Source organism: Halomonas sp. 113 (assembly GCF_904067645.1).
GTDB lineage: Bacteria > Pseudomonadota > Gammaproteobacteria > Pseudomonadales > Halomonadaceae > Vreelandella > Vreelandella titanicae.
Genome location: NZ_LR881453.1, coordinates 2788249 through 2814751 on the forward strand (window position 1 = coordinate 2788249; position 26503 = coordinate 2814751).

Annotated in this window: 25 protein-coding genes; 6 read left to right on the top strand and 19 right to left on the bottom strand. The window is 54.9% G+C overall.

Annotation, left to right across the window (positions count from 1 at the left end; genetic code table 11):
• Window positions 1-148: 148 nt before the first annotated feature.
• The 4 genes from YERSI8AC_RS13115 (at window position 149) to YERSI8AC_RS13130 (ending at window position 4233) form a co-directional block, all read left to right on the top strand.
• A complete protein-coding gene (locus YERSI8AC_RS13115) occupies window positions 149-1051 on the top strand; it encodes a GGDEF domain-containing protein (protein ID WP_022523231.1) in 903 nt (300 codons plus the stop codon).
• Between the two features lie 30 nt (window positions 1052-1081).
• On the top strand, window positions 1082-1420 hold the full coding sequence (locus tag YERSI8AC_RS13120; RefSeq protein ID WP_022523230.1) for a 4a-hydroxytetrahydrobiopterin dehydratase: 339 nt from the start codon (window positions 1082-1084) through the stop codon (window positions 1418-1420).
• Window positions 1421-2611, top strand: a complete 1191-nt coding sequence (locus YERSI8AC_RS13125) for an amino acid aminotransferase (protein WP_009286948.1) — start codon at window positions 1421-1423, stop codon at window positions 2609-2611. It abuts the gene before it with no gap.
• Between the two features lie 137 nt (window positions 2612-2748).
• Window positions 2749-4233, top strand: coding sequence for a hypothetical protein (locus tag YERSI8AC_RS13130; protein WP_022523229.1), 1485 nt, complete (start codon window positions 2749-2751; stop codon window positions 4231-4233).
• Here YERSI8AC_RS13130 and YERSI8AC_RS13135 read toward each other — a convergent pair.
• From YERSI8AC_RS13135 to YERSI8AC_RS13145, 3 genes are all read right to left on the bottom strand, one after another.
• Complete coding sequence (locus tag YERSI8AC_RS13135; RefSeq protein WP_039859217.1) at window positions 4230-5564, bottom strand: MATE family efflux transporter; 1335 nt, start codon at window positions 5562-5564, stop codon at window positions 4230-4232. The genes YERSI8AC_RS13130 and YERSI8AC_RS13135 overlap by 4 nt on opposite strands.
• 93 nt (window positions 5565-5657) lie before the next feature.
• Window positions 5658-6242 (bottom strand): YceI family protein, encoded by a 585-nt coding sequence (locus YERSI8AC_RS13140; RefSeq protein ID WP_022523227.1) that lies wholly within the window; start codon window positions 6240-6242, stop codon window positions 5658-5660.
• Window positions 6243-6350: 108 nt separating this feature from the next.
• A complete protein-coding gene (locus YERSI8AC_RS13145) occupies window positions 6351-6908 on the bottom strand; it encodes a cytochrome b (protein ID WP_022523226.1) in 558 nt (185 codons plus the stop codon).
• Between the two features lie 353 nt (window positions 6909-7261).
• On the opposite strand from YERSI8AC_RS13145, the gene YERSI8AC_RS13150 reads away from it, so the two are divergent.
• Window positions 7262-7540: a hypothetical protein gene (locus tag YERSI8AC_RS13150; RefSeq protein WP_022523225.1), complete on the top strand. Its 279-nt coding sequence runs from the start codon at window positions 7262-7264 to the stop codon at window positions 7538-7540.
• A 113-nt stretch (window positions 7541-7653) separates the two neighbouring features.
• Here YERSI8AC_RS13150 and YERSI8AC_RS13155 read toward each other — a convergent pair whose 3' ends face one another.
• The 15 genes from YERSI8AC_RS13155 to leuC all read right to left on the bottom strand — a co-directional run bounded on the left by YERSI8AC_RS13155 (window position 7654) and on the right by leuC (window position 24621).
• Window positions 7654-8865 (bottom strand): O-succinylhomoserine sulfhydrylase, encoded by a 1212-nt coding sequence (locus YERSI8AC_RS13155; protein ID WP_022523224.1) that lies wholly within the window; start codon window positions 8863-8865, stop codon window positions 7654-7656.
• 12 nt (window positions 8866-8877) lie between these two features.
• A complete protein-coding gene (purF, locus tag YERSI8AC_RS13160) occupies window positions 8878-10398 on the bottom strand; it encodes an amidophosphoribosyltransferase (protein ID WP_009286952.1) in 1521 nt (506 codons plus the stop codon).
• A gap of 87 nt (window positions 10399-10485) precedes the next feature.
• Complete coding sequence (locus YERSI8AC_RS13165) at window positions 10486-11061, bottom strand: CvpA family protein (RefSeq protein WP_159176858.1); 576 nt, start codon at window positions 11059-11061, stop codon at window positions 10486-10488.
• 3 nt (window positions 11062-11064) lie between these two features.
• Entirely contained in the window at window positions 11065-11787 is a 723-nt protein-coding gene (locus tag YERSI8AC_RS13170; protein WP_027957478.1) for an SPOR domain-containing protein, read from the bottom strand.
• Window positions 11774-13132, bottom strand: coding sequence for a bifunctional tetrahydrofolate synthase/dihydrofolate synthase (gene folC, locus YERSI8AC_RS13175; RefSeq protein ID WP_022523222.1), 1359 nt, complete (start codon window positions 13130-13132; stop codon window positions 11774-11776). Before folC ends, YERSI8AC_RS13170 begins: the two co-directional genes overlap by 14 nt.
• Window positions 13110-14129, bottom strand: a complete 1020-nt coding sequence (accD, locus tag YERSI8AC_RS13180) for an acetyl-CoA carboxylase, carboxyltransferase subunit beta (RefSeq protein WP_022523221.1) — start codon at window positions 14127-14129, stop codon at window positions 13110-13112. Before accD ends, folC begins: the two co-directional genes overlap by 23 nt.
• Before the next feature lie 94 nt (window positions 14130-14223).
• A complete protein-coding gene (gene trpA / locus YERSI8AC_RS13185) occupies window positions 14224-15027 on the bottom strand; it encodes a tryptophan synthase subunit alpha (protein WP_022523220.1) in 804 nt (267 codons plus the stop codon).
• A gap of 24 nt (window positions 15028-15051) precedes the next feature.
• Complete coding sequence (gene trpB, locus YERSI8AC_RS13190; RefSeq protein WP_170834129.1) at window positions 15052-16239, bottom strand: tryptophan synthase subunit beta; 1188 nt, start codon at window positions 16237-16239, stop codon at window positions 15052-15054.
• A 190-nt stretch (window positions 16240-16429) separates the two neighbouring features.
• Window positions 16430-17068, bottom strand: a complete 639-nt coding sequence (locus tag YERSI8AC_RS13195; protein ID WP_159176859.1) for a phosphoribosylanthranilate isomerase — start codon at window positions 17066-17068, stop codon at window positions 16430-16432.
• Window positions 17065-18003, bottom strand: coding sequence for a tRNA pseudouridine(38-40) synthase TruA (gene truA, locus YERSI8AC_RS13200; protein WP_022523217.1), 939 nt, complete (start codon window positions 18001-18003; stop codon window positions 17065-17067). The genes YERSI8AC_RS13195 and truA overlap by 4 nt, the downstream gene beginning before the upstream one ends.
• A 9-nt stretch (window positions 18004-18012) precedes the next feature.
• A complete protein-coding gene (locus tag YERSI8AC_RS13205; protein WP_022523216.1) occupies window positions 18013-19833 on the bottom strand; it encodes a type IV pilus assembly protein FimV in 1821 nt (606 codons plus the stop codon).
• A gap of 180 nt (window positions 19834-20013) precedes the next feature.
• On the bottom strand, window positions 20014-21126 hold the full coding sequence (gene asd / locus YERSI8AC_RS13210) for an aspartate-semialdehyde dehydrogenase (protein WP_022523215.1): 1113 nt from the start codon (window positions 21124-21126) through the stop codon (window positions 20014-20016).
• 213 nt (window positions 21127-21339) lie between these two features.
• On the bottom strand, window positions 21340-22419 hold the full coding sequence (gene leuB, locus YERSI8AC_RS13215; protein WP_138801672.1) for a 3-isopropylmalate dehydrogenase: 1080 nt from the start codon (window positions 22417-22419) through the stop codon (window positions 21340-21342).
• 99 nt (window positions 22420-22518) lie between these two features.
• A complete protein-coding gene (leuD, locus tag YERSI8AC_RS13220) occupies window positions 22519-23166 on the bottom strand; it encodes a 3-isopropylmalate dehydratase small subunit (RefSeq protein ID WP_159176860.1) in 648 nt (215 codons plus the stop codon).
• A gap of 3 nt (window positions 23167-23169) precedes the next feature.
• Window positions 23170-24621, bottom strand: a complete 1452-nt coding sequence (leuC, locus tag YERSI8AC_RS13225; protein WP_159176861.1) for a 3-isopropylmalate dehydratase large subunit — start codon at window positions 24619-24621, stop codon at window positions 23170-23172.
• Window positions 24622-24779: 158 nt separating this feature from the next.
• Here leuC and YERSI8AC_RS13230 point away from each other — a divergent pair, with 158 nt between their 5' ends.
• On the top strand, window positions 24780-25682 hold the full coding sequence (locus YERSI8AC_RS13230) for a LysR family transcriptional regulator (RefSeq protein WP_159176862.1): 903 nt from the start codon (window positions 24780-24782) through the stop codon (window positions 25680-25682).
• Between the two features lie 113 nt (window positions 25683-25795).
• Here YERSI8AC_RS13230 and YERSI8AC_RS13235 read toward each other — a convergent pair whose 3' ends face one another.
• Window positions 25796-26341, bottom strand: a complete 546-nt coding sequence (locus YERSI8AC_RS13235) for a macro domain-containing protein (protein WP_159176863.1) — start codon at window positions 26339-26341, stop codon at window positions 25796-25798.
• Window positions 26342-26503 lie beyond the last annotated feature (162 nt).

Below are 26503 nucleotides of genomic sequence, written 5' to 3' on the forward strand. Positions count from 1 at the left end.
GCAATCGAATATATATAAATAGAACATATATATTCTAAAAAAATATAGATAATAGCCATTTTGTCTGCAATGGCTTACATCCTGATTACGTATTTAGGGCTAATCTTCACGATCGAATTTAAATTGGCATATGTTTGGAGATTCACGCATGCCCGTGAATGATATAGACGCACCAGAGCGAGTCAGTGCAGACCACCTCGTACCCCACATACCAGGCGTTATCTTTCAGTTTCATCGCGCGCGCAATGGCCATATGCGGTTCCCCTACTTGGAGGGCGGCGGCGTGGCTCTCAAACATATTGACCGGGAACTGCTCGCCGAAAATGCAGGGCAGCTAGTTGAGCAACTGACCGGCAACGACCACCCCAAGATAATGTCCGCTATCGAACGCTCAGCCCGCTGGATGTTGCCTCTCACCACACGCTTTAGGCTACCGTTTCCACAAGACAAACCACACTGGATTGCGGTTAGCGCCAAACCAAAGCCCGTCGTCGATGGCGTGCAGTGGAACGGCATAATGATGGATATTAGCGATCAAGTCAGCGAAGAGCAGCGGCTGCGCAAACTATGCGATACAGACCCCCTGACTCAACTCCCCAATCGGCGCAAGCTCATGATGCACTTAACCCATGTTGCATCGCTTAGCGCCCGCCACGGCACACCGCTCTCCATCATGATGATCGATATTGATCACTTTAAGCGGCTTAATGATCGCTGGGGACATCTGCACGGGGATGATGTGCTTAAACAGTTGGCAACCTACGCCCAGTCGCTGCTGCGTTGCGAAGACATGGTGGCTCGGTTGGGAGGAGAAGAGTTTATGGTCGTGCTGCCGCTTACTCCGCTGCAGCAATGCCATGCACTTGCCGACCGCTTACGCCAGGCTATCAGTGTACGCGACTTCGGTATGGGGCCAGGCCAAGTGACGCTGAGTATTGGGGTTGCCGAATATCGCTGTGGCGAACCCCTCACGAGTCTGATCGAGCGGGCCGACCAGGCGCTGTATAGCGCCAAAGACGTTGGTCGTGACTGCGTTTGCCATCTACGCTGATAAAGCATACTCAATTGCAGGAGCCAAACAATGACAAGGCTAGCCGACGCCATTTGTGAACCGTGCAGCAAAGATGCTCAACCTTTAAGTAAAGATGAAGCCCAAGAGCGGCTAAAAAGCCTCAGCCAGTGGCAGATTGTCGAGCACGATGGCATCATGAAGCTGTCGCGAAGTTTTAAATTCCGTGACTTTGCCAGCGCATTGGCATTTACCCAAGGCGTTGGCGATATTGCAGAGCAGGCTGGCCATCACCCCGTTATCGTGACCGAGTGGGGCAAAGCCACCGTCACGTGGTGGTCTCACGCTATTAAAGGCCTGCATCTTAATGACTTCATTCTTGCCGCCAGAACCGACGAGGTAGCCGAATAAATGTTTGAGCATATTGAGCGAGTCCCAGGAGATGCCATTCTCGGGCTGATCGAAGCTTTCAAGAAAGATACCAATCCGCAAAAGGTGGATTTAGGTGTTGGTGTTTACCGCGATACCCAAGGCAATACGCCGGTAATGCGCGCCGTTAAGGAAGCAGAAGCTCGCCTGCTCAAGAATGAAACGACGAAAACCTATATCGGTTCTCACGGCGCGCCCAGCTATGGTGAAGTAGTACTTCCCATGGTTTTCGGTGCTGAGTCACCGGTACTCAAAGCCAACCGTGCCAGCGCTACCCAGTCGCCTGGCGGCACCGGCGCCCTGCGCCTAGCAGCCGACTTCATTTCCACTCAGTTGCCGGGCAAAGGTATCTGGGTAAGCGACCCAACATGGCCCAACCACCACGGTATTTTTACCGCCGCGGGTATTGAGCTGCACAAGTACCCCTACGTTGACCCCGACAACCGTCTCGACTTCGACGGTATGCGTACAGCGCTAAAAAGCATTCCAGAAGGCGATGTAGTCGTACTCCACGCCTGCTGCCATAACCCGACCGGGTTTGACCTTTCCCACGACCAGTGGCAGGAAGTATTAGAGATCGTCCGTGAGCGCAAGCTGCTGCCGCTGATCGACTTTGCCTATCAGGGCTTTGGCGAAGGGCTGGACGAGGATGCTTACGGCGTTCGCTTACTGGCGGAAAACCTCGACGAAGCGATCATCACCAGCTCCTGCTCCAAGAACTTCGGTATTTATTGTGAGCGTACCGGCTGCTTGATCATGGTGGCAAAAGACAGCGAGCAGATGGACAACATTCGCTCACAGGTCGCGATCGTGGCACGGGAAAACTACTCAAACCCGCCTGCACACGGCGGCGCTATCGTCAGCGAGATTCTCCACGACCCTGAGCTGACTGCGCTATGGCGTGAAGAGCTCACCGAAATGCGTGACCGTATCAATACTCTGCGTCGCGATTTCGTTGAAGCACTGAAACCCTATGGCCTGGACGAGAAGTACGCCTGCGTAGCTGAACAGCGCGGTATGTTCTCCTACACAGGCTTAACGCCGGAACAGGTAGATCGGTTGCGCGATGAGTTTGGCATCTACATGGTACGCTCGGGTCGCGCTAACGTAGCGGGCTTCTCCCATGAGAACCTGCCCTACCTGGCCAAAGCGATTGCCGCTGTCAACGACTAGCTAGCAAGCATTGCCGCACTACAAACGCCCAGGCCTACCTGGGCGTTTTTGTGTGCTGAATACTTGACCGATTAGTCAACACTTCGGCACACTCAGCGTTGCCTTGTATACAACACACCATAATCAAGAGGCCTAACATGGCGGCTGCCAGCACCCACTACCCCTGGTACAAAAAAGAAGACACCGACGCGTTCTTCGCCCTGTTCCAAAACAATATTGCCAACTTTGTCATTATTGCCATCACCATGCTGGGCATGGGATTCCCCTCTTCCATTGTCTATGGGCAGGTGCTGCCAGGCGCGGCAGTAGCGGTAATGGTCGGTAATTTCTACTATGCCTGGAGCGCGGCAAGACTGGCCCGCAAAGAGAACCGTGCCGATGTAACGGCGCTCTCTTACGGTATCTCAACGCCGGTTATGTTTGTATTTCTATTCGGCGTACTGCTACCCGCCAAACAGCTCACCGGTGATGCAGAAATGGCCTGGAAAGTAGCCGTCGCCGCCTGCTTTATCAGCGGCGCCATCGAAGCCGCAATCAGCATAATTGGCCGCTGGGTGCAGTACCACCTACCGCGCGCTGCCATGCTGGGCGCCGTTGCGGGTGTCGCACTGACGTTTATCGCCGGTGAAATGCTGTTCAAAACGCTGGAAATGCCGATTATTGGTTTACTGGTGCTAGCGATCATTATTGTTGGGCTGGTCGCACGAGTGAGTATGCCGTTTAAACTCCCCACCTCACTATTCGCCATTATCGTCGGCACCACCATGGCCTATTTGATTGGCGACGCCGGCACCGAGCGCTTTAGCGATGCGTTCACGCACTTGGGCTTTTATCCATTACTTCCCAACCTATCCTGGTTTGAAGGGCTGGGATTACTGCTGACCAGTATGCTGGCGGTACTCACCGTGGTGCTGCCGATTACGCTCTATAACGCCATTGAGACGATGAACAACGTCGAGGCGATGGAGGCCGCAGGCGATAAGTACGATGTGCGGGAGTGTCAGGCGGTTGATGGCGCAGGCACCATGATTGGCGCGCTGTTTGGCGGCGTCTTTCCTACCACGGTCTATATTGCCACCGTAGGGGCCAAGTGGATGGGCGCAGGCCGGGGCTACAGCCTTCTCAACGGCGCGGTATATGCGCTGGCTACCATGTTCGGCTTAATCGCTGCCCTAGCCGCAATCATTCCCGTTTCAGTGGTCGCACCGATTTTGGTCTTTGTCGGTATGTCGATGATTGCCACCGCGTTTCAGTCCAACGACACACGCTACTATCCTGCCGTGGCGTTGGCCATGCTACCCTACTTCGCCAACTACGTGATGACGCGCTTTAACCGCGGGGCTGGTGAGGTCGTCACCGATATATCCAGTGCCATTGTGGTGATGGGCCAAGGGGCTATGTTTATGGCCATTCTGTTGGGCGCTATGACGGTATCGGTGATTGATCACCAGTTCCGACGCGCGGCCGCCTTCGCTGCCATTGCCGCGGGCTTTTCCTTCGTTGGGCTGATGCACGCCCCCGAACTGTCATTCAATGCTGCCCCAGAGTTCGTGATGGGCTACTTAGGGATGGCGCTGCTGTTTATCTACTTCTCCTTTCAGGAAGCTGGGCGCCTGCGTTAATTAACGAATCCCGCCTGCCGATGCGGGCGGGAAAGAATGCGCCGCATGACTTGCCACGCCATCAAGCCTGCCAGCAGGTTGCCTACGGCGGCGCCCGCCGCCAGCCCCCACCAACCGAAGAACTGTGAACCTAACCACAGGCAGGGCAAATAGCAGATAAACAGCCGTGCGCTGGATAGCAGCATCGCTCGCAGCGGCCAACCTAGAGCATTGCCCGCCGAAACCACTAACATACAAACGCCCAGCGCTGCGTAGCTTGGCAGCAGAAAGCGAATCAGCAGGGTCAGCTCGTTTTGTACCTCTGGATTGCCTGCTAAGGCCATGGCTAGCCAGGGAGCCCCCAGGGCCAGTAGCACGCCCAGACTAAGCTGCCAAACCAGCGCGACCTTTACCGCCAAACGCATAAGCTGCTGAATTTGCCCCCAATCTCCGGCACCATAGCAGCGTCCTAACCACGGCGGTAGCGACATGGTCATAGCCAGAATAACCATCAGGGAAAGCGTTTCCAAACGGCTCGCCAACCCCCAGGCCGCTACTTCACTTTCACCCAGACCCGCCACCACTGAGATTGCCAGCATCGCAGCCAAGGGCGGCATCAGTTGGCTGACCATCGCAGGGGCGGCAATGCCAGTAAACGGTCGCCACGACTGCCTCGCCTCTAGCCATAGGCCTTGCTGCGATGCCCACTGGCGTTTGAGCAGTTTACGTGTAGTGACCAACAGACCCACTGAGAAGGCAATTGCAGTTGCCCAGGCAGCACCGGGCAATCCCCAACCCTCCCAATCGCCGACACCAAAAATCAGTAGTGGATCGAGCACCAGGTTCACAACACTACTGAGAACCATCATTTTACCTGGTAAACGGGTATCGCCATGGGCACGGAAAATGCTGTAGCTGAAATAGAGCAGTGCTCCCAGCCAGGCGGACAACAGTTGCGGCCCCCAGTAAATATGGATATAGGAAAGCGTCGTTTCATCGGCGCCAAGGAGCTGAAAAACGGGCACATGGAACACCCACAAGGCAAACGCCAACAGACCAATCACTCCGCCACCTGCCATTAATACCAGGCTGCTCAAGCGCCTCGCTCGCTCCCCTTCCCCTGCGCCGAGCGCCCGGGAAATAAGTGCCGCAATGGCGATACCCATACCCACTTGAATGCCGATAATCAGAAATGACAGCGGAAAGGTGAACGACTGCGCCGCTAGCTGTGCGGTACCCAAACGGGCAATAAAGGCGCTATCAACAAGTTGAAAACCCAATAGCGCCAACACCCCGATGGCCATTGGCCAGGTTTGCCGCCATAGGGTTATCGCCAACTCGCGTTGCTGCATCACAATTGCCAAGCCAACTCTCCTTTTATTCGCCTTAAACGCAAAAACGCCACCACCCCTCGCGGAGTGATGGCGCTTAACTAAAAGTACTCTTTACTGACGAATACCTTCAAACGTGACGTACAGCTCAAGCTCATGCATGGATTCTGGAAAATCGCTCATGTCGATTCCGTAATCACTCAACGTCAGCGTAGTGCTGCCTTCGAAACCAGCACGGTAGTTACCCCAAGGGTCATCACCCTCACCCATCAGTGTAACCGGCATTTCAATCTCTTGGGTTTCGCCATGCAGGGTCAGATCACCAGTCAAGACGCCTTCATTTTCACCCGTTGATTCAAAGCCTGTGGAGCTAAATGTGGCGGTAGGGAACTCACCGGCATTAAGGAAATCTTCGCTCAAGATATGGCGATCACGCTCGGCGTGATTGCTGGTCAGGCTATCAACCTGCACTTCGATTTCAGCAGAAGACGCGTCGAGATCTTCAGGATCATAGGCAAACTGACCATCGAACTCTTCAAAGCTGCCGAGAATGTAGGAGAAGCCCAGATGTGAAATTTTAAACTGGACAAAAGCGTGCTGACCTTCGGTATCAATCTGATAATCAGCTGCCTGCGCTTGGCTCAAAGGTACCAGCGCTACAGCGGCGATCGCGGATGCAAATGCTGTCTTCTTGAACATATTGAATTGCTCCTTGCTTTACTTAATAGGCACCGCGGGCAGTCAATTATCTTACCCGCAGTGTTTAGAAAAACGTGTATACAGACAACGTCATTAACTTGGTGCGTTTTAATTGCCAGCTTGGCTATGCGCTGGGTTTAACATGCGTACCAAGGTTTTATGCCGACCTAACCAATGGTGCTTAACAGCAGCAAGGGCGTGGCCCGCTGCCAGGATCATCAACGCCAGGGCGCTGTACCAGTGTACGGTGCCCGCCTGGCTTGCCTGATTGGGCAAGTCATATAGCAACGCCGGCACCTCAAACCAACCAAACACACTAATACCACGTCCATCAGCAGTAGAAATTAAATAACCGCTCACCATAACGACTATTAGAAGCACATAGAGCGCAATATGACCGAGATGGGCAGCAATAGTTTCTAATCGACTCCCCTCGGCGTAGGGCGTCGGCTGTACGAAGCGCCATACCAAACGCGCAAAGGTAGCAAACAATAGCAAGATGCCAATCGAGCGGTGTACCCACGGCCCTTGATTATACCAAGGGTCATAATAGCCCAGGTCAGTCATCCACCAGCCCAGTGCAAACAGACCAATAATGGCCAGCGCGCTTAGCCAATGAAACAGAATACTAATCAATCCCCAACCGTTGCGACTGTTACGCCACATTGTGCTATTCCTCATTTTATCTATGGCTGCTTCAACTTAGCCAACGCGCTTATCAGATCTTGGATTACGCTATTCGTCCACGCCCAGAACCTTACCGCTAGAAGCTAATAAAAACCGCTGAAAAAAGCAGGATATTTCATTCGTAAAAACCATTGAATAACCAGGTAACAATTTTTACGCAGTTCGTCTTTCTAAAAAGACAAAGCCAATCCATTCTATAAAATCGAACAAAAAAAGCAAATATAACCAATTTTATAATTTTGTTTGCACGCTTACTATTAATGCATGTCCTAAAGGACATCCAGCAATGACCGAAAAACGGTACATAAACTTTCTATTAGAGAGCGCCAATCATGAAAAAAATGACCCTTATCACCGCTATTGCCATGACATTGACTTCTACTGCCGTTCTAGCTGAACAGGGATCTGGCGAGCTTAACCAGATTATTCAGCCTAGCTCTTCAGCGAATTACAGCACTGACAGCGTGCACCTGACACCAGCTGATTTGCCTTTGGTCAACGGCGATGCAAAGAACAACACCGTTGTTGCTCCGAGCTCTCACATCAATCACTCTTCCAGCAATGAAGATCAGGTTGCGCTGTCAGACCTGCCTCACCGCAACGCTTCTTGAAACAAATAAGGGGGCTTTGTTTGCACAGCATATGACCCATTAGGTTTCAAAAGTACGAAAAACCCACCTTCAAAGGTGGGTTTTCGTGACTGTGTAGGATTGCTTAACATCAACTAGCCAGCCAGAACATCCAGTCCACGAGCAAGATCGCGCTGGATATCCTGCTGACTCTCAAGCCCTACCGCCACGCGGATCAGCCCTGGCGCAATACCCGCCGCTTCTTTCTGAGCATCAGACAAACGCCCATGGGTAGTAGTGGCCGGATGAGTAATAGTGGATTTAACGTCACCCAAATTCCCTGTTATCGAAAGCATTCGGGTTGCATCGATCACCTGCCACGCACCCTCTTGTCCTCCTTTCACTTCAAAACCCAGCACCGCGCCAAACCCTTTCTGCTGCTGTTTAGCCAAAGCGTGCTGAGGATGATTCTCCAGGCCGCTATAAAACACATGCTTAACCGCCGGGTGGGCATCCAGCCAACGCGCCAGGGTCAAGGCGTTTTCACAGTGAGCTTTCATACGCAGCGACAAGGTTTCCAGGCCCTTGGTAAAAATCCACGCATTGAAGGGGCTCAAGCAAGGCCCGCAGGTGCGCACCACGCCGAACACTTCCTCAAGCAGCGCATGACTACCTACCACGGCACCACCAACTGCACGGCCTTGGCCGTCCAAATACTTGGTCGCTGAGTGAATAACCAAGTCAGCACCTAACGCCAAGGGCTGCTGAAGTGCCGGGGTAAGGAAGCAGTTATCTATCGCCAGTAGCGCATCGTGACGTTTTGCCAACGCAGACAGGGCCGAAATATCGGCAATTTCTGACAGTGGATTTGAGGGCGTTTCGGCAAACAGTAGCCGCGTTTTGGGAGTAATCGCCGCTTCCCAGGCAGCAACGCTGGAAAGTTCCACATAGCGCGTGGTAATACCCAGCTTACCTAGATACTTATCGAACAGACTAACCGTCGAGCCAAATAGCGACCGGGAGGCCACAATCTCGTCCCCTGCGGAAAGCAGTGCCAGCGCAGTGGAGAGAATAGCGGACATACCCGAGCTGGTGGCCACACAACGCTCGCCACCTTCAAGGGCCGCCAGGCGGCGCTCAAAGGTATGCACTGTCGGGTTGGTAAAGCGCGAGTAGACGTTGCCCGGCTCCTGCCCACCAAATTTACGCGCCGCTTCTGCAGCGCTTTCGTAGACAAAGCTTGAGGTCGGAAAAATAGGCTCCGAGTGTTCCTGCTCGAAGGTACGCTGATGGCCCGCACGGATAGCCAGCGTCTCTAATGACCACTCATCCTGGTGACCGTCTTCCTGATGATTATCATCATGCATAAGACTTCTCTCCTAATCGTCCAGGTCATCGTCCTGATTGTGCATATCGACCAGGGCATGATCACCGGCACTTTGATCCTTGGCGGAATCATTACGGCTAGCTTCCAAGGCGGCCAGGTAGGCGTCGTCGATATCACCAGTCACGTAATTGCCGTCAAACACCGAGCAATCAAACTCTTCCATTTCCGGGTTCACTTCGCGGCAGGCCGCTTTTAGATCCTCTAGGTTTTGATAGAAGATACGGTCAGCGCCAATCAAATCCCCTACTTCCTCTTCGCTGCGGCCATGAGCAATCAGCTCAGACGCTGCAGGCATATCGATGCCATACACGTTGGGGAAACGTACCGGGGGCGCCGCCGAGGCAAAATAGACCTTGCGTGCCCCGGCATCGCGGGCCATTTGAATGATCTGCTTACAGGTCGTGCCGCGCACAATGGAGTCGTCCACCAACAAAACGTTTTTGCCTTTAAACTCAACGTCTATCGCATTGAGCTTTTGGCGTACCGATTTTTTACGCTGAGTTTGCCCCGGCATAATAAAGGTACGGCCAATATAGCGGTTCTTCATGAACCCTTCGCGGTAGGTCACCCCGAGGTGCTGCGCCATTTCAAGGGCGGAGGTACGCGACGTATCAGGGATCGGGATGACCACGTCGATATCGTGATCCGGCCACTCGTTGAGAATGCGATCCCCCAGCTTGCGACCCATCTGCATACGGGTGCCGTAAACATAGGCGCCGTCCAACAGTGAATCGGGACGCGCTAGATAAACGTGCTCAAAGATACACGAACGTAGCTCGGGGCGGTCAGCACATACCTGGGTGTGAATATTGCCTTCGATGTCGACAAAGATGGCTTCACCAGGCGATAGGTCACGCTCCAGTTCAAAACCGCCCACATCCAAGGCGACGGATTCGGAGGCGATCATCACCGCCTGCCCGTTCTCCTCTTCGCGGGTACCAAACACCACGGGGCGAATACCGAAGGGGTCACGAAATGCCACCATGCCAAAGCCATTAATAATCGCGACAGCGGCATAACCACCCTTGCAGCGACGGTGAACACGACGCACGGCGTCGAAGATATCTTCCGCTTCCAGGTGCAAACCCTGCTTGCCCAGCTCGTGAGCGAAGACGTTAAGCAGCACTTCAGAATCGGAGCTGGTGTTGATGTGACGCAGATCGGTAGAGAACAGCTCCTGCTTCAACTGCTCAGAGTTGGTCAGGTTACCGTTATGCGCCAGCGCAATGCCGTAAGGAGAGTTAACATAGAACGGCTGTGACTCAGCTTCACTTGAAGAGCCTGCCGTCGGGTAACGCACGTGACCAATGCCTAGGTTACCTTTTAGGCGGGCCATATGACGGGTGTGAAATACATCACGTACCAAGCCGTTACTCTTGCGCAGTAGGAAGCGTCCCTCGCTCCATGTCATCATGCCGGCAGCGTCCTGGCCACGATGCTGAAGTACGGTCAGGGCATCGTAGATTCCCTGATTTACCGCCTGCTTGCCCAGAAGGCCCACTATACCGCACATTCACGTTACCTCGCTTAATGCCATGGCTTACCTAAGTCACATACCTAAGAAAGCCCGAACGTTCGTAGAATCGACTTCAGTAGCAGGTCAATCACCTGCCGGGATAACCTCACGCTCCGTCGCACTAGGCAGACGCAGTTCAGGTAGAGAGATGTCGCGCAGCGACGATGGCGCCTCAGGCAGCTCACGATCCCACTGTTCTAACTGGCTCACCGCCCAATCGCGCAGTTGAATAAAGGTCGGTCGCAGCTCGGCTTGTTGCCACGCCTGCAGTTCAGCCAGCGGTGTGAGGGTAATCAGCACGGTAGCAATAAGCAAAATAACCGCCCCACGAGCAACACCAAAAGCGGCCCCCGCCACACGGTTCAAAAGCCCCATGCCTACCCACTCAATCGCCGCATGCACCAAGCGAATGACTATGCCGCAAAGCAAAATAACGGCAAAGATCACCAGTATAAAAGCGAGCACTAGGCGGGCATCAAAGCTATCGATAAACCCGCTCATCAGTTCGGCCACCGGTTCGGCGAGGACTCGGGCAACCATTAAGGCAACGACCCAGGCGGCCAACCCCAATGCCTCGCGAACAAATCCCCGGACGAATCCGGCTAGCATTGATAGCGCCAGCACGGCCAAGAACACCGCATCAATCCAGGTTAATGCCATCGTTTAGTCTCTTACCCGAACAAGCAGGCCCTGCACATTGGCCCGCTCTTTAATCGAGGACATGGCAGACTCCCCCTCCTCAGAAGTGGCATAAGGGCCCACAAAGACAGTGGTCATATTGTTATCGCGCTCACGCTGATAAACAGTAAACCCTTCACCCGAAAGCTGCTCGCTAAGGCGCTGCGCATTACCGGGCTCTCCAAAGCTGCCGACTTGCACCGCCCACTCTCCCTGAGCACTTGCTGAGGGGGTGGATGAGCTAGATGAGGAGCTTTGCGATGAACGTTGTGAAGAGCCCTGTGAAGAGCCTTCACTGCTGTTTTGACCGCTGCCACTATTGCTGGCAATCAGGTCAGCAATAGGGTCGCTATCGGAGGTCGCCGGCTCTTCATCCGGTTCACTGGATCCCGCCGCCTCGGGACTCGAGGGCGACTGATTAGCAGCAGTAATTTGATCGGTTTCCGGCAACCTCGGATCGACGTCAATAGGCACATCGCCCTCTTCATTACGGGGCGCTGACGATAGAGACGGCTCGCCGATGGTTGAAGGCCTTTCCGGTGCAGGAACGTCACGGCGCTCCACTTCAACGGGCTGCTCGATCACAAAGTTCGGCTGGGGACGTTCTTCCCTTGGTGCGGGGTCACTCATTAGCCACGGCACAAAGATCGCCAGTAGCGCGAGCAGAATCACAATACCGCTAATGCGTTCCGTTTTACCGTATTTCATTTCCGTCTCCATCAAGCGACGCAGCGCCTGTTGGCAGTGGCCGAGCTAACAGTGCCGCTACTGTAAAGAACGACCCGGTGGCCAAGACACGATCATTGGGCGTTAACATGTTAGCGAGCCAATCGACGCCTGCTTGCGGCGAATCAGCACTAAAATGCACCCGCCCTCCCTGAGCTATAATACGTTGCGACAACTCGCTTGCCTGGCAACCTCGCTCTCCGCTCAACGACACGCACACCCAATCACTAATGCGAGACGCTAACGTCTGTATGACACCGTCAATATCCTTATCATTCAACATGCCAATAAGGCCCCACTGCCGACCACCTTCCGGAGGTTGCGGCAAATGGCGAACGACATACTCGGCAGCATGAGGATTATGACCTACATCCAGGCACCAAGGCCCAATCCATTGCAGCCGCCCCGGCAACTGCACAGAACTCAACGCAGCTTGCACGCGCGCCGCTTCCAACCCAAGCCCTGCAAGCACAAGCGCCTGCAAAGCAGTGGCGGCGTTATCGATAGGCAGCCCCGGCTCGGGAAGCTCGTCAATAACAATGCGTTGACCATCCGGATGCTGCCCCTGCCAGCGCCATTGCGAAGGCTCAGAAGCCATCGTCTGATGGGCAAATTGCTGGCCCAAACAAAACATAGGCGCCGCCAGCACCTGAGCACATTCAGCGACACTGGAAGGTAACGTTTGGCTACCTAGCACGGCGGGACGATTGGCACGAAAAATACCGGCTTTTTCACGCCCAATCTGGGCTAAATCGGTGCCTAAAAAGTTAGCGTGATCCTGAGCAATAGTGGTAACAATGGCCACATCCGCATCAATAATATTGACTGCATCAAGGCGACCACCCAGCCCCACTTCTAGCACCGCAAGATCAAGCTTTGCATTGGCCAAGCACCACAGTCCGCACAGTGTCCCCGCTTCAAAATAGGTCAGGCTGATTTCACTGCCCTGCAATCGTGCCTGCTCAACCCGCTCAAAGCCTTGCACCAGCAGTTGGTCGTCGGCTTCCTGATCATCGATTTTAACGCGCTCGTTGTAGCGCAATAAATGGGGAGAAGTGTAGGTACCCACTCGCCAACCATGGGCACGGGCAACGCTATCAATCATGGCAAGGGTTGAGCCCTTGCCGTTGGTGCCTGCTACCGTAATAACGCGGGGGGCGATGGGGCTTGAAAGCAGCCCCATCCGTTTAGCCACCTGCGAGACCCGCTCCAGGCCCATATCAATCCCTACCGGATGCAGCGTTTCCAAATGCTGGAGCCACTGTTGCAAAGAGTAGAGCGGCAAAGAAGGTGTCTGCAGAGAGTCAGGCATTGCGCGAATGGTCATCACTCTTAACGAAAGCGGTGTCCTTCTTAGGCGCCTCAACTTTCTCGAACGTTACGTCAGCGGTTTCCGCCAAGCTATCTTCCTCAACGATAGGCTCAACGACCTCAGCATCATCAGGATTGGTCGAACTCACCGGCGTTGCGTCGTGGTGGGTTAACTTACGCAGCACACTACCCACGCGGGCACGCATTTCATGACGATGAACGATCATGTCGACGGTACCGTGCTCAAGCAGAAACTCGCTGCGCTGGAACCCTTCTGGCAAGGTTTCACGCACCGTTTGCTCGATGACCCTGGGGCCTGCAAAACCAATCAAGGCATTGGGTTCGGCAATATTCAAGTCACCCAACATGGCTAGTGAGGCTGAAACACCGCCAAAGACCGGATCCGTAAGCACAGAAATATACGGCACACCCGCTTGTTTGAGCTTTTCAAGCGCGGCGGATGTTTTAGCCATCTGCATCAACGAGAAGAGCGCTTCCTGCATACGTGCCCCACCGGAGGCGGCAAAGCACACTAGCGGGATGTTCTCTTCCAGCGCCACGGTAGCGGCGCGAACAAATTTCTCGCCGACCACTGCCCCCATTGAGCCGCCCATAAAGGTGAACTCAAAGGCAACGGCAACGACCGGAAGACCATCCAACTCACCGCGCATAGCGACCAGCGCATCTTTCTCGCCAGTATCTTTTTGCGCCGCAGTCAGGCGGTCTTTGTATTTTTTAGAGTCGCGAAACTTCAACCGATCATTGGGTTCGATTTCCGCCGCGATCTCTTCGCGTTCTGCTTTATCCAAGAACCAGTCCAAGCGTTTGCGTGCCGTCAAGCGCAGATGGTGATCGCACTTGGGACAGACGCTGTTATGTTTCTCTAGCTCAGGGAGGTAGAGAACCGCTTCGCACTTGGGACATTTACGCCAGAGGCCGTCGGGCACGCTAGCGCGACGGTCTTTACGCTGGATGCGACCCATGGAGGGTACGATCTTGTCTAACCAGCTCATATCAAAAAGGCTTCCGTTATACGTCAACGCCTGGCAGAACCAGGCTCGATGAGTGTCGTGAATCTATTCAGTATAGGCGATAAAGCAATTCGCTTTAGGGATCCATCGCCGTACGCATCTCTGCTAATACACTTTTCAACTGGCCCGCAATGGTTTCCGGCGCATCGACACTTTCAGCGATGCGGTTAACCAAAGCGCTACCTACAATCACACCATCGGCGACTTTAGCTACTTCAGCGGCCGTCACGCCATCGCGGATACCGAAACCAACACATAGCGGTAAATCGGTCATCCCCCGCAGCGGCGCCAAGTGCTCGGCCACATCGTCTGCGTTCAGGGTGGCGGCACCGGTCACGCCTTTCAGCGAAACGTAGTAGAGGTAGCCCTCGCCATGGGCGCATATTGTAGCGGCACGCTGGTTAGAAGTGGTAGGCGCAACCAAAAAAATCGCCGCTAAATCTCGCGATTTCAGCAGTGGCCCAATCTCTTCGGCCTCTTCAGGCGGCATATCCACTATCAGCACACCATCAACGCCCACGCTGGCAGCTTGATCGGCAAAGTTTTCGTAGCCAATTCGCTCAATCGGATTCAAGTAGCCCATCAACACAACCGGTGTGGTGGTATCGGTTTGGCGGAACTCTTTGACCATCTGCATAAGGTCGACCAGCCGTGTGCCCTGCTTTAACGCACGCTCACAGGCTTTTTGAATCACCGGGCCATCCGCCATGGGGTCGGAAAAAGGCACGCCTAGCTCAATCACATCGGCGCCTGCTTCCACCAAAGCATGCATAAAACCAACGGTGTACTGAGGTGCTGGATCACCTGCGGTGATGTAAGGAATCAGGGCCTTGCGGCCCTGCTGCTTAAGTTCACTGAAACGCTGATCAATACGGTTCATGCTCGCCCTTAAAAAAAGCTGACCTTAAAATTCGATGCCATCAATCTTAGCAACGGTCATGATGTCTTTGTCGCCACGCCCGGAGAGGTTGACCACAATATGCTGGTCAGGACGCATGGTAGGCGCCAATACCTTGGCATGGGCCAGCGCATGGGCCGACTCAAGGGCCGGCATAATGCCTTCCATGTGGGTCAGCTCGCGAAACGCTTCGAGCACTTCTTTATCGTTAGCGGCCACATAGGAGACCCGACCCACGTCTTTCCAAAGCGCGTGTTCGGGGCCTACGCCAGGATAATCCAGGCCAGCTGAAATAGAGTGCGTATCCGACACCTGCCCGGCTTCATCTGACATTAAGTAGGTGCGATTACCGTGGAGCACGCCGCGCGGCGCATTGGATGACAGCGGCGCCGCGTGGCGGCCGGTTTCGACGCCATCGCCACCGGCCTCCACGCCATACATGGCCACGTCGTCATCTTCCACAAAGGGGTAGAACAGACCCAAAGCATTAGAGCCACCGCCCACGCAGGCAATCAGCGCATCGGGAAGACGGCCGATCTGCTCCAGCGACTGGCGGCGCGCTTCACGCCCCACCACCGCGTTGAAATCGCGCACCAGCAGCGGATAAGGGTGCGGGCCCGCCACGGTACCGATGATATAGAAGGTGTTGTCAACGTTGGTGACCCAGTCACGCAGCGCTTCGTTCATGGCGTCTTTGAGGGTGCGGGTACCGGACTCTACCGGAATGACCCGAGCGCCCAGTAGGCGCATACGGTAAACGTTAAGCTTTTGGCGCTGTACGTCTTCAGCCCCCATATACACGTCGCACTCAAGCCCTAGGCGAGCAGCAACGGTCGCCGAGGCAACGCCATGCTGGCCCGCCCCGGTTTCAGCGATAATGCGTGGTTTGCCGGTTTTTTTGGCCAGCAGTGCCTGACCAATGGTGTTGTTTACCTTGTGAGCGCCGGTATGATTCAGATCTTCCCGTTTCAACCAAATCTGTGCGCCCCCAAGACTCGCCGACCAGCGTTTGGCGTGGTAGAGCGGCGATGGACGTCCCACATAGTGGGCAAGATCGTAGTCAAACTCGGCCTGAAAGTCGGGGTCATCACGCAGGCTTAAGTACGTCTTCTCCAACTCTTCCAACGCAAAGCTCAGGGTTTCTGACACAAACCGACCGCCGTAAGGGCCAAAATGACCACGGGCATCCGGCATTCGGGTCAGATCGCTGAACTTGGTTTTTGGTGTAGGCGTCGCAGAAACAGTCACAGGGATACCTCACAAGATCGCCAGAGCAGGCAAACAATAAATGAATCGACGTAAACACGTAGCTCGATAAAATACCCATAAGCAATACGCATAAATTACACAAAAACTAGGCTTACATAAACTTATGCGGGGAACGCTAGTGGGTGTCGGCTAACGCCACATGACGCACGAAAGACGCCATTTTGTCAGCATCTTTACAGCCGTGAGAGGCTTCAATACCACCGGACACATCCACTGCATAAGGCGCTACCTGACGCACAGCGTCAGCAATGTTATCAGCACTCAGCCCACCGGCGAGGATAACAGGTTTTGCAAGATTTGCGGGAATTCTAGACCAATCAAAGGTCTCCCCCGTTCCCCCCGGCGTCCCCGGTCGATACGCGTCTAGCAGCAGCGCCTGAGCATGATGATAGCGCTCTGCCTCATGGGTAAGATCTATCTCATCGCGCATGCGCAGCGCTTTCATCCAGGGTAGCAAAAAGCGCTGGCAATCATCGGGCGTTTCATTGCCATGAAACTGAAGCATATCGAGATAAGGCAAGCACTGCTCAATGAGCTCAGCAGGCTGGTCGACAAACAGCCCCACACGGGTCACAAAGGGAGGCACACGGGCAGAGAGCGCCGCCAGTTGTTCGATATTCACGCTGCGCGCACTTTTTGGCCACATAACGAAACCCAAGGCATCCACGCCCAGCGCCACGGCGAGATCAATATCCTCACCACGCGTAAAACCACAGAACTTGATTCGGGTGCGGGTTTGCGGAGCAGCACTCATGACGACGCCTCCTGTTTAGGGGTAGCTGCCGGGTTACACAACGAGCGATTGCGTCGATAGGCCACCCGTGGCGTATCAGGAAGCTCGCGCTCTCCCGTCCACTCTCCAGTAAATGAGAGCAGATGCGGCCCCAACGGCTCTTTAGGCAGATCAAAGCGCTCATCGTAGACCGAATCGACAAAATGCAGCCCGCAGGCGGGTGCCGTCACATCCCCTTTGCGACGGTTTTTAAGCGCTAAAAGTTCACCAATATAAGCTTCATCCTGGGCACCACGCCCGACGCTCACCAGGGCCCCGGCAATGTTGCGAATCATGTGGTGTAAGAACGCGTTGCCTTGAATATCGATCATCACCAGTTGGCCGTAGCGCTTTACGTCCACAAAGTGCATATGTCGCCAGGGGGTTTTGGACTGACACCCAGCGGCACGGAAGCTGGAAAAATCGTGCTCGCCTACCAGCGCCTGGGCGGCCCGGTGCATGGCATCGGCGTCTAACGGGTCACGGCACCAGGTCACATTGGCCCGCTCCAATACAGGGCGGCTGATCTGGTTCAACAGCACGTAGCGGTAGCGGCGCCCCAGGGCGCATAGGCGTGAATGAAAGTCATCGCCCACTGGTTTCACCCAGCGTACAGCAACATCGCGGGGCAAATGGGTATTAGCGCCAAAGATCCAGGCTTTTTCGGAGCGCCCTACCGGCGGGTCAAAGTGGACGATCTGACGGGTCGCATGCACCCCCGAATCGGTGCGCCCACTGGCATTCACCCGGATAGGCTCATTGGCCACCTTGGACAGCGCATCCTCTAACGATGCCTGAACCGATGCGGCGTGGTTTAAGCGCTGAAAACCGCAGTAGCGGGTACCGTCGTACTCGATCCCCATTGCCAAGCGGCCGGTAAGCGGAATTTTCTCATCGAAGTGATAGAACAGCGTCATCAAGCCACATCATTTTGAAGATTTTGAAGGATCGCTATTATCCAGGCCTCGCGGCTTGAATGCTACCTCTTCAATTTCCCACTCCTCTTCAACTGGCCTACATGGCTGTTTCGCGGGAGGCACCGGTGCGGCATGCGACTCACTGAAGAACTCCACCGTGGGCTGCATTGGGGTCTCGGTGCGCTGACCATCATGGGTGGGCGAAGCGCTGTTTAAGATCGGCGGGTGGTAATCGATAAAGCGATGGTCTGGGTCCTCAGCTGTTTCAGAAGGCTTGTCGGTTTGCTGCACATGAGCATTAGCAGCCGCAGGCTCAGAGGCAGGCATACCGGCACGGATAGAAGCTAGCAGTTGGCTCATGGGCGTAGAACTCGGCGGCGGTGCTAAAGAGACATTTTGAGAATGGTCAGCGGAAACAGCGTATAGCTTCAGCCTCCGCTGACGCCCCTGCTCAGCGAGTCCCGATGCCTGGCTTTTTTCATAGCGAAGGGGGTCGTCTTGCGATGGCGTCTGCCCTTGATCGTCGACCAGCCACTGATCAGTATCTAATGTCGACGCGGCGTTAGTGGCAAGAGCATCGTTCTCAGCCTTGGGGTCTACGCGAGGCGAAGCCGCTGGCTTAACCACGGGTTCAGCCAGCGGAATGTCTTCCCAGGTCTCCTCTCGGCGCTTACGTAACCATGCCAACAGCACTAGCAGCAGTGTGATGGCGGCCAAAGCCAACGTCCACTGGTAGCGCTCAATTAAGCCAGCCACACCCGGGCTCTTCGTCTCATCCATGCTAGCAATGAGTGGCGCTGAAGGTGGCTCTTGAGCAGCCAACGTATCGCTTAGCGCCTGCGTTAGGGAGGCAACCTCACCACGCAGCTCATCAAGCTCAGCGCGCATCAACTCACGCTCTTCACGAACCTGCTGTAATGTCGCTTGGCTTAGGTGCAGTTGCTCGGTCAGCTCCGAACGCGTTATTGCTTCAGGCTCGTCGACTTCTTCTTCAACCCCAGCTTGGTCGGCGGCTATGGAGGCAGCAGAAACAGGCGTGGCGACTTCAACCTTCGGTAGCATTACTGTTTGCAATGAGCCATTGCGGCGTTGCTGCCAGGCTTCATTCATCGCTTTGATAGCAGCATCGGCATCACCGTGAGAGCGCGCCAGAATGCGTTCAGAATTAGGCACCCGAAGTGTTTGCTCTGCACGCATGTCATTTATATTGCCCGATGGAAAGACCTCAGAGTTGGCCTCCAGCAGCGCCAGCATCATCTGCTGTACGCTCACCTCGTCAGGTTTAATACGCTCGGCAACGCTCCATAGGGTATCGCCGCTACCCACATAGGCACTCGATGGCGACGTCGAACTGGGCTGAGCAAGCGGAGGCGTGACGACACTGCTTACTGCTGACGAGCTGGGGGCAGCATTTTGAGCAAGCGCTTGATTCTGAGCATAGCCTTGGGGATCAAACAGTAGTGTTATGTCACGAAACTGCTGCCCGTCTGGCAACTCCACCGTTAACAGCAAATCAAGCCAGGGCTCCTGGATCGTTTTATCAGAGCTTAAGCGTACCTGCCGGCGCCCCTGCTGCTCTTGAATCTGGACGCGCACGCTGGCCGCTAATGGCGTCCACTCAAGGCCTGCTGAGGCAAAGGCTGGTGGCTCGGCAACGCTGATATGAATCTCGTCGAGGGCGTAATCACTGCTTTCGAGCAGAGGGATCGAAGCATCTAAAGGCGCATCCAGATATGAGCTGACACTCGCCTGCCCAAAACCAACGGCCAGCGCAACCGGACTTACTGCACTCAACGAGAGCCATGTAATCCATGCCAGTGATTTTTTCATGAATGTTCCCTGATCACCTACTTACTTTTAACGACTGATGCCAGATAATTTTACTAAGTTTTCTTGTCATAACTTAACGAAATAACGGCGTTATTCCCACTATCAAGATGACTAGCCGAAAAAAAAAACGGGAAGCTGCGAACAGCTTCCCGTTTTCGACTGGCGTACAACAATAAACAATTACTGTTCGCGAAGAATCTTCAACATACGCTTCAGCGGCTCTGCGGCGCCCCACAGCAACTGGTCACCCACGCTAAATGCCGAGAGGTATTCACCGCCCATTTGCAGTTTACGCAGGCGCCCAACCGGCACTTGCAGCGTGCCAGTGGCAGCCGCAGGCGTTAGACCAGCAATGGTGGCGTCTTTATCGTTAGGAATCAGCTTGACCCACTCGTTGTGCTTGGCGATGCGATCTTCGATCTCATCCAACGGCACATCATGCTTCAGCTTGATAGTGAACGCCTGGCTGTGCGAGCGCATCGCGCCGATACGCACACACAGGCCATCGATGGGGATCGGGTTGTTGTCGAGCCCGAGAATCTTATTGGTCTCAACGCTGCCCTTCCACTCTTCGCGGCTCTGGCCGTTATCTAGCTTGGTATCGATCCACGGCAGCAAGCTACCTGCCAGCGGTGCGGCAAAGTTATCGGTCGGGAAGTCACCGCTGCGCATGGCAGCCGTTACTTTGCGGTCGATATCCAGAATCGCGCTTGACGGATCTTTTAGCTCTTCGCCGACGCTGTCGCGCAGTTGGCCCATTTGGTTGAGCAGCTCGCGCATGTGCTTAGCGCCCGAACCAGAAGCCGCCTGGTAGGTCATGGAGGTCATCCACTCGACCATATCGGCTTCAAACAGACCGCCCAAGCCCATCAGCATTAGGCTCACGGTACAGTTGCCGCCCACAAAGGTTTTAGCGCCCTTGGCTAGCTGGTCGTCGATAACCTTGCGGTTGACTGGATCCAGCACGATCGTCGCTTCATCTTCCATGCGCAGGGTACTGGCGGCGTCAATCCAGTAGCCCTTCCAACCTGCGCTGCGAAGATCTTTATAAACTGGCTTGGTGTAGTCACCGCCCTGGCAGGTGACAACAACATCCAACGCTTTGAGCGCTTCAATATCAAAGGCATCTTTCAGCGGAGGTACGTCGACACCGATGTCGGGGCCGGGCTGGCCTACCTGGGAGGTGGTGAAGAACACCGGCTCGATGCCGTTGAAATCACCATCTTCCTGCATGCGCTGCATCAGCACTGAGCCCACCATGCCACGCCATCCCACGAAACCGACTTTCAACATATGAAGTCCTCCTGCAAAGAATGAGTACTCACATTATACACACTTCTTTACGGTGATTTTGAAACCAGGAGATAGGTTAAGGGCTACCCCTGCGACAGGCCTATGAGGGGGCGCTGTGAACCCATCCCTGGGCGCTACATTTGCCATCCATGGCAAATGACCCCCTCTACGGCCTGCCCCAGGCGCCCTTAACACAGACGCATTACCAATACTTTACTGCTTAGCAAACGCCGCCAATACCGCATCGCCCATAGCGTCGGTGCCAATGGTCTGCATACCTTCAGAGGCAATATCCGCAGTGCGCAGGCCGTCATCCAGCACGCTGCCGACGGCGGCTTCAATGCGCTCTGCCATGGCCTGCTCGTTTAATGAGTAGCGCAACATCATGGCCACCGAAAGCATCATGGCCAGCGGGTTAGCCACGTTCTGGCCGGCAATATCCGGCGCGCTACCGTGGCATGGCTCGTACATGCCCTGCCCGCTTTCGTTTAGCGAAGCAGAAGGCAGCATACCGATGGAGCCGGTCAGCATAGCGGCAGCGTCGGAAAGAATGTCGCCAAACATATTGCCAGTCACCACCACGTCAAACTGCTTGGGTGCGCGCACCAGCTGCATGGCGGCGTTATCGACGTACATATGGGAAAGCTCAACGTCCGGGTATTCCGGCGCTAAACGCTCCATCACTTCACGCCACAAGATGGTCACTTCCAACACGTTGGCTTTATCTACCGAGCAGAGCTTTTTGCCACGCTTCTGGGCCATTTCAAAGGCGACGCGGCCAATACGCTCAATTTCGCTTTCAGAATAGATATAGGTGTTAAAACCGACCCGCTCGCCGTTGCGTACTTCAATGCCACGAGGCTGGCCGAAGTAAATGCCGCCGGTGAGTTCGCGAACGATCATAATATCCAGCCCCGCCACCAGTTCCGGCTTCAGGCTGGAGGCGCTGGCCAACTGCGGGTATAGCATTGCCGGGCGCAGATTGCCGAACAATCCAAGGTTTTTACGCAGCCCCAACAGGCCTTTTTCAGGACGCTTGGAGAGATCTTCAATTTTGTCCCACTTGGGGCCACCTACTGCGCCCAACAAAATCGCACTGGCTGCTTTAGCTTTTTCCAGGGTTTCTGCGGGCAGAGGCTCGCCGTGGACATCATAGGCAGAGCCGCCCACCAAGCCCTCTTCTACTTCAATATCCAAGCCCGCTTCCTGGCATGCCTTCAACAAACGTGCCGCCTGGGCGGCAATCTCGGGGCCAATACCGTCACCCGGCAGCAATAATACCTTATGAGTCATGCTGATTCCTTAACATGTTATCGAGCGACTTTGGCCGCTTTGCGCGTTGCAATGGGGTTGCAACGCGCTATCAAACTGACTGTGAAAACTGAAAAGCGTTTACGCAGACTGCCGGAACAACCAGGGGCGCGCGGCTTTATGTTTCTGCTCAAAGGCACGAATGGCGTCTTCGTCTTTTAACGTCAGGCCAATATCGTCCAGTCCTTCCAGCAGGCAGTGTTTGCGGAACTCATCCACTTCAAACTCTAAAATCTCACCGCTCGGGGTAATGACCCGCTGGTTCTCCAAGTCCACATCCAACTGGTAGCCTTCATTGGCATCCACCTCTGCAAACAGGCGATCTATTACATCTTCTGAGAAGGTAATCAGCAAAATGCCGTTCTTGAACGAGTTGTTGTAGAAGATATCGGCAAAGCTAGGCGCAATCACTACCTTGAAACCGAAATCTTCCAGCGCCCAAGGCGCGTGCTCACGAGAGCTGCCACAGCCAAAGTTGCGCCGCGCAAGCAGCACTTCAGCGCCTTTGAAGCGCGGCTGGTTCAAGACAAAATCAGGGTTCAGCGGACGCTGCGAGCAGTCCTGCCCCGGCTGGCCTTCATCCAAGTAACGTAATTCATCAAACAGGTTAACGCCGAAACCGGTGCGTTTGATCGATTTCAAAAACTGCTTTGGGATAATCAAATCGGTGTCGACGTTAGCGCGATCAAGGGGTGCTACCACGCCTTCAAAACGTTCAAATTTTTTCATGACTTAGGACTCCTGTGCGTGAGTGGCGTCGTTGGCGGGCAAGCTGCGAACATCAACAAAGTGACCGGCAATCGCCGCTGCCGCTGCCATAGCCGGGCTGACCAAGTGCGTGCGACCACCGTAGCCCTGGCGCCCTTCAAAGTTGCGGTTAGAAGTAGAGGCGCAGTGTTCACCGGCACCCAATTTATCCGCGTTCATGGCCAGACACATGGAGCAGCCCGGCTCGCGCCACTCAAAGCCTGCTTCAATAAAGATCTTATCCAAACCTTCCGCTTCAGCTTGGCGCTTCACCAAGCCAGAACCCGGCACCACCATGGCCAGCTTGATGGAATCAGCTACCTTTTTGCCCTTGGCGACTTTGGCGGCTTCACGTAAATCTTCAATACGCGAGTTGGTGCAGGAGCCGATAAAGATTTTATCCAGCTTGATATCAGTGATTTTCTGATTGGCGTGAAGGCCCATGTACTCTAAGGCACGAGTGTGGCTGCGCTGCACGGTTTCATCCAGCGCAGCGCTGGGATCGGGCACTTGGCCGGAAATACCGGTGACCATTTCCGGGCTGGTGCCCCAGCTCACCTGTGGCTCGATCTCTTCAGCCTGCAAAGTAACCACTTTATCGAACTGCGCATCGTCGTCAGACACCAGATTGCGCCAGTCCGCCACGGCGGCTTCCCACTGCTCTGCCGTGGGCGCGAAAGGACGCTTGGCAAGGTAATCAATCGTGGTGTCGTCAACGGCGATCAAACCAACCCGTGCGCCCGCTTCAATAGCCATGTTGCACACGGTCATGCGCCCTTCCATAGAAAGCGAAGCGATCGCGCTACCGGCAAATTCAATGGCATAACCAGTGCCGCCAGCGGTACCGATCTTGCCGATAATCGCCAGCACCACATCTTTTGCTGTTACGCCCAGGCCCAGCTCGCCTTCTACGCGGACCTGCATATTCTTCATTTTCTGCGCCAGCAAGCACTGGGTCGCCATGACGTGCTCGACTTCCGAGGTACCAATACCGTGGGCCAAAGCGCCAAAGGCACCGTGGGTCGCGGTGTGGGAGTCGCCACACACCACGGTCATTCCTGGCAGCGTTGCGCCCTGTTCGGGACCCACTACGTGCACGATGCCCTGGCGCGGGTCGTTGATTTTGAACTCTTCGATGCCGTACTCAAGGCAGTTGTCGTCCAGGGTTTGCACCTGAATCAGCGACACCGGGTCTTTAATACCGCTGTTGCCCTCGGCGCGCTCTTTAATGGTCGTCGGCACGTTATGGTCGGGCGTGGCCAAGTTGGCATCCAAACGCCACGGCTTACGATTAGCTAAACGCAGGCCTTCAAACGCTTGAGGCGAAGTCACCTCGTGAAGCAGCTGGCGGTCGATATAGATCAAGGCAGTACCGTCGTCGCGCTGCTTGACCAAGTGCTGGTTCCAGAGTTTGTCGTAAAGGGTTTGACCTGACATATGGCTCTCCTGGGCAGTGCCCTGCTAGTTCGGTATGGCAGCCTCTTCGTGCTGCTTATATGGCGATAGCACGAGTGTTACGCGACTCGCGCATAAAAGCAATTCATGTTATTCATAGATTAGATTCCAAACAGGAATGCTTAATCAAGGATTCGTAAGTGGATACCCAAAGCCTACAAGCCTTTCTGGCTGTCGCCGATACGCAAAGTTTCTCTCGCGCAGCGGAGCAGCTTTATCTTACCCAGCCCGCCGTTAGCAAACGCATCGCTACCTTGGAGTCTCAGGTAGGTGCACGGCTGTTTGACCGCATTGGTCGGCGTACTGCGCTAACCGAAGCCGGTAATGTCTTACTGCCCCAAGCGAGGCGCATCCTGTTTACCGTTGAGGACAGCCGCCGGGCACTAGCCAACCTGTCTGGCCAAGTGGGCGGCAAGCTTACCCTGGCCACCAGCCACCATATTGGCCTGCACCGCTTACCACCACTATTAAAGCAGTACACTCAGCGCCATCCGGAAGTCGAACTCGACCTGCACTTTCTGGATTCTGAGCAGGCTTACCAGGGGGTGCTGGATGGCACTCTGGAAATGGCGGTGGTGACTCTCGCCCCCCACCCTCATGAACAACTGCAGGTCGTAGAGCTTTGGCGTGATCGGCTCTGTTTTACCTGTGCGATTGACCACCCACTTGCCAACCAAGACCCGGCACCTCAAAGCCTCCGGTCATTGGCCGACCTGTGTGAATTCAACTGTGTAATGCCGGGGGCGAAGACCTTTACAGGGTCACTTATTGCGAAACGTTTTAACGAAGCTGGACTTCAATTGCCTGTAAGCATGGCGACCAACTATTTAGAAACGCTAAAAATGATGTGCAGCGTAGGATTAGGCTGGAGCCTGCTGCCGGAAAAGATGATCGACAGCGAGCTCGTAGAGCTAAAGGTAGACACCCCGCCTATTTACCGACCGCTGGGCTATTTGGTGCATACCAATCGAACGCTTTCTAATGCAGCGCGCCGAATGATTGAGGAGCTGGAGAATACGCGGCGTGATAGTGCTATAAAATAAGCTCAAGTGCACCCGCGGCAGCGCAGCGGTGCTAAAGCTGCCCCCTACTAAGCAGAAGCAGCAGCCTCCACTCAGCTCTCATGCATGCGTCAGCTAAACAATTGGCGCTACAGCTAGTCTACTGGATCAATGGTTAAGCGTTGAGCCAGAGCTTGGTGGAGGGTATGCCGGGCTGCTTCGTCGAACAGCACAAAGCGGATCAGGCGCACTTTATGCAAGCTGGGCAGTATGGCTTCGAGGGTAGCCGCACACACCTGAGCGGCTTCTTCCACCGGGTAGCCGAAAGCGCCGGTAGACAGTGCCGGGAAAGCAAGCCGCTCAATACCGTGCTCATCGACCAGTTTCAGCGCATTGCGGTAACAGTCCGCCAGCAGTTGATCCTCCGGCTTGTCGACGCCGTATACCGGGCCCAGGCAGTGAATCACCCAGCGGTTGGGCAGATTATGACCGCCGGTGAGTACCGCTTGGCCCGGCTTGATGGGCGCCATTGACTGCCCCTCTTCGGCCAGGCCGGGCCCAGCAGCGCGATGAAGCGCCCCGGCAACGCCCCCACCGGTTCTCAATTGTGCATTGGCGGCATTAACCACGGCATCTACATCGGATTGTCGAGCGATATCGCCCACCACGCACTGCAAGCTGATTCTGCTCTTGTCGCTCATAAGCTCCCCCGTCGATTACCACGCATTACGTAGCGCCCGCTGATGAAGGCTCTCTCTCCTTGCCAAGTGCTGCCGGTTATAACCCTCATTTTGGCAAACCCAAGCTCCGGTTCAAGCCAGCATTAGTAAGAGAGCGGAATTGGTGCACCATGAACTGAGCCT

What these genes read in the sequence shown, in the direction of transcription:
- YERSI8AC_RS13115 (WP_022523231.1), top strand. Translation starts at nt 149, where the DNA reads ATGCCCGTGAATGATATAGACGCACCAGAGCGAGTCAGTGCAGACCAC.
- YERSI8AC_RS13120 (WP_022523230.1), top strand. Translation starts at nt 1,082, where the DNA reads ATGACAAGGCTAGCCGACGCCATTTGTGAACCGTGCAGCAAAGATGCT.
- YERSI8AC_RS13125 (WP_009286948.1), top strand. Translation starts at nt 1,421, where the DNA reads ATGTTTGAGCATATTGAGCGAGTCCCAGGAGATGCCATTCTCGGGCTG.
- YERSI8AC_RS13130 (WP_022523229.1), top strand. Translation starts at nt 2,749, where the DNA reads ATGGCGGCTGCCAGCACCCACTACCCCTGGTACAAAAAAGAAGACACC.
- YERSI8AC_RS13135 (WP_039859217.1), bottom strand. Translation starts at nt 5,564, where the DNA reads ATGCAGCAACGCGAGTTGGCGATAACCCTATGGCGGCAAACCTGGCCA.
- YERSI8AC_RS13140 (WP_022523227.1), bottom strand. Translation starts at nt 6,242, where the DNA reads ATGTTCAAGAAGACAGCATTTGCATCCGCGATCGCCGCTGTAGCGCTG.
- YERSI8AC_RS13145 (WP_022523226.1), bottom strand. Translation starts at nt 6,908, where the DNA reads ATGTGGCGTAACAGTCGCAACGGTTGGGGATTGATTAGTATTCTGTTT.
- YERSI8AC_RS13150 (WP_022523225.1), top strand. Translation starts at nt 7,262, where the DNA reads ATGAAAAAAATGACCCTTATCACCGCTATTGCCATGACATTGACTTCT.
- YERSI8AC_RS13155 (WP_022523224.1), bottom strand. Translation starts at nt 8,865, where the DNA reads ATGCATGATGATAATCATCAGGAAGACGGTCACCAGGATGAGTGGTCA.
- purF (WP_009286952.1), bottom strand. Translation starts at nt 10,398, where the DNA reads ATGTGCGGTATAGTGGGCCTTCTGGGCAAGCAGGCGGTAAATCAGGGA.
- YERSI8AC_RS13165 (WP_159176858.1), bottom strand. Translation starts at nt 11,061, where the DNA reads ATGGCATTAACCTGGATTGATGCGGTGTTCTTGGCCGTGCTGGCGCTA.
- YERSI8AC_RS13170 (WP_027957478.1), bottom strand. Translation starts at nt 11,787, where the DNA reads ATGAAATACGGTAAAACGGAACGCATTAGCGGTATTGTGATTCTGCTC.
- folC (WP_022523222.1), bottom strand. Translation starts at nt 13,132, where the DNA reads ATGACCATTCGCGCAATGCCTGACTCTCTGCAGACACCTTCTTTGCCG.
- accD (WP_022523221.1), bottom strand. Translation starts at nt 14,129, where the DNA reads ATGAGCTGGTTAGACAAGATCGTACCCTCCATGGGTCGCATCCAGCGT.
- trpA (WP_022523220.1), bottom strand. Translation starts at nt 15,027, where the DNA reads ATGAACCGTATTGATCAGCGTTTCAGTGAACTTAAGCAGCAGGGCCGC.
- trpB (WP_170834129.1), bottom strand. Translation starts at nt 16,239, where the DNA reads ATGCCGGATGCCCGTGGTCATTTTGGCCCTTACGGCGGTCGGTTTGTG.
- YERSI8AC_RS13195 (WP_159176859.1), bottom strand. Translation starts at nt 17,068, where the DNA reads ATGAGTGCTGCTCCGCAAACCCGCACCCGAATCAAGTTCTGTGGTTTT.
- truA (WP_022523217.1), bottom strand. Translation starts at nt 18,003, where the DNA reads ATGACGCTGTTCTATCACTTCGATGAGAAAATTCCGCTTACCGGCCGC.
- YERSI8AC_RS13205 (WP_022523216.1), bottom strand. Translation starts at nt 19,833, where the DNA reads ATGAAAAAATCACTGGCATGGATTACATGGCTCTCGTTGAGTGCAGTA.
- asd (WP_022523215.1), bottom strand. Translation starts at nt 21,126, where the DNA reads ATGTTGAAAGTCGGTTTCGTGGGATGGCGTGGCATGGTGGGCTCAGTG.
- leuB (WP_138801672.1), bottom strand. Translation starts at nt 22,419, where the DNA reads ATGACTCATAAGGTATTATTGCTGCCGGGTGACGGTATTGGCCCCGAG.
- leuD (WP_159176860.1), bottom strand. Translation starts at nt 23,166, where the DNA reads ATGAAAAAATTTGAACGTTTTGAAGGCGTGGTAGCACCCCTTGATCGC.
- leuC (WP_159176861.1), bottom strand. Translation starts at nt 24,621, where the DNA reads ATGTCAGGTCAAACCCTTTACGACAAACTCTGGAACCAGCACTTGGTC.
- YERSI8AC_RS13235 (WP_159176863.1), bottom strand. Translation starts at nt 26,341, where the DNA reads ATGAGCGACAAGAGCAGAATCAGCTTGCAGTGCGTGGTGGGCGATATC.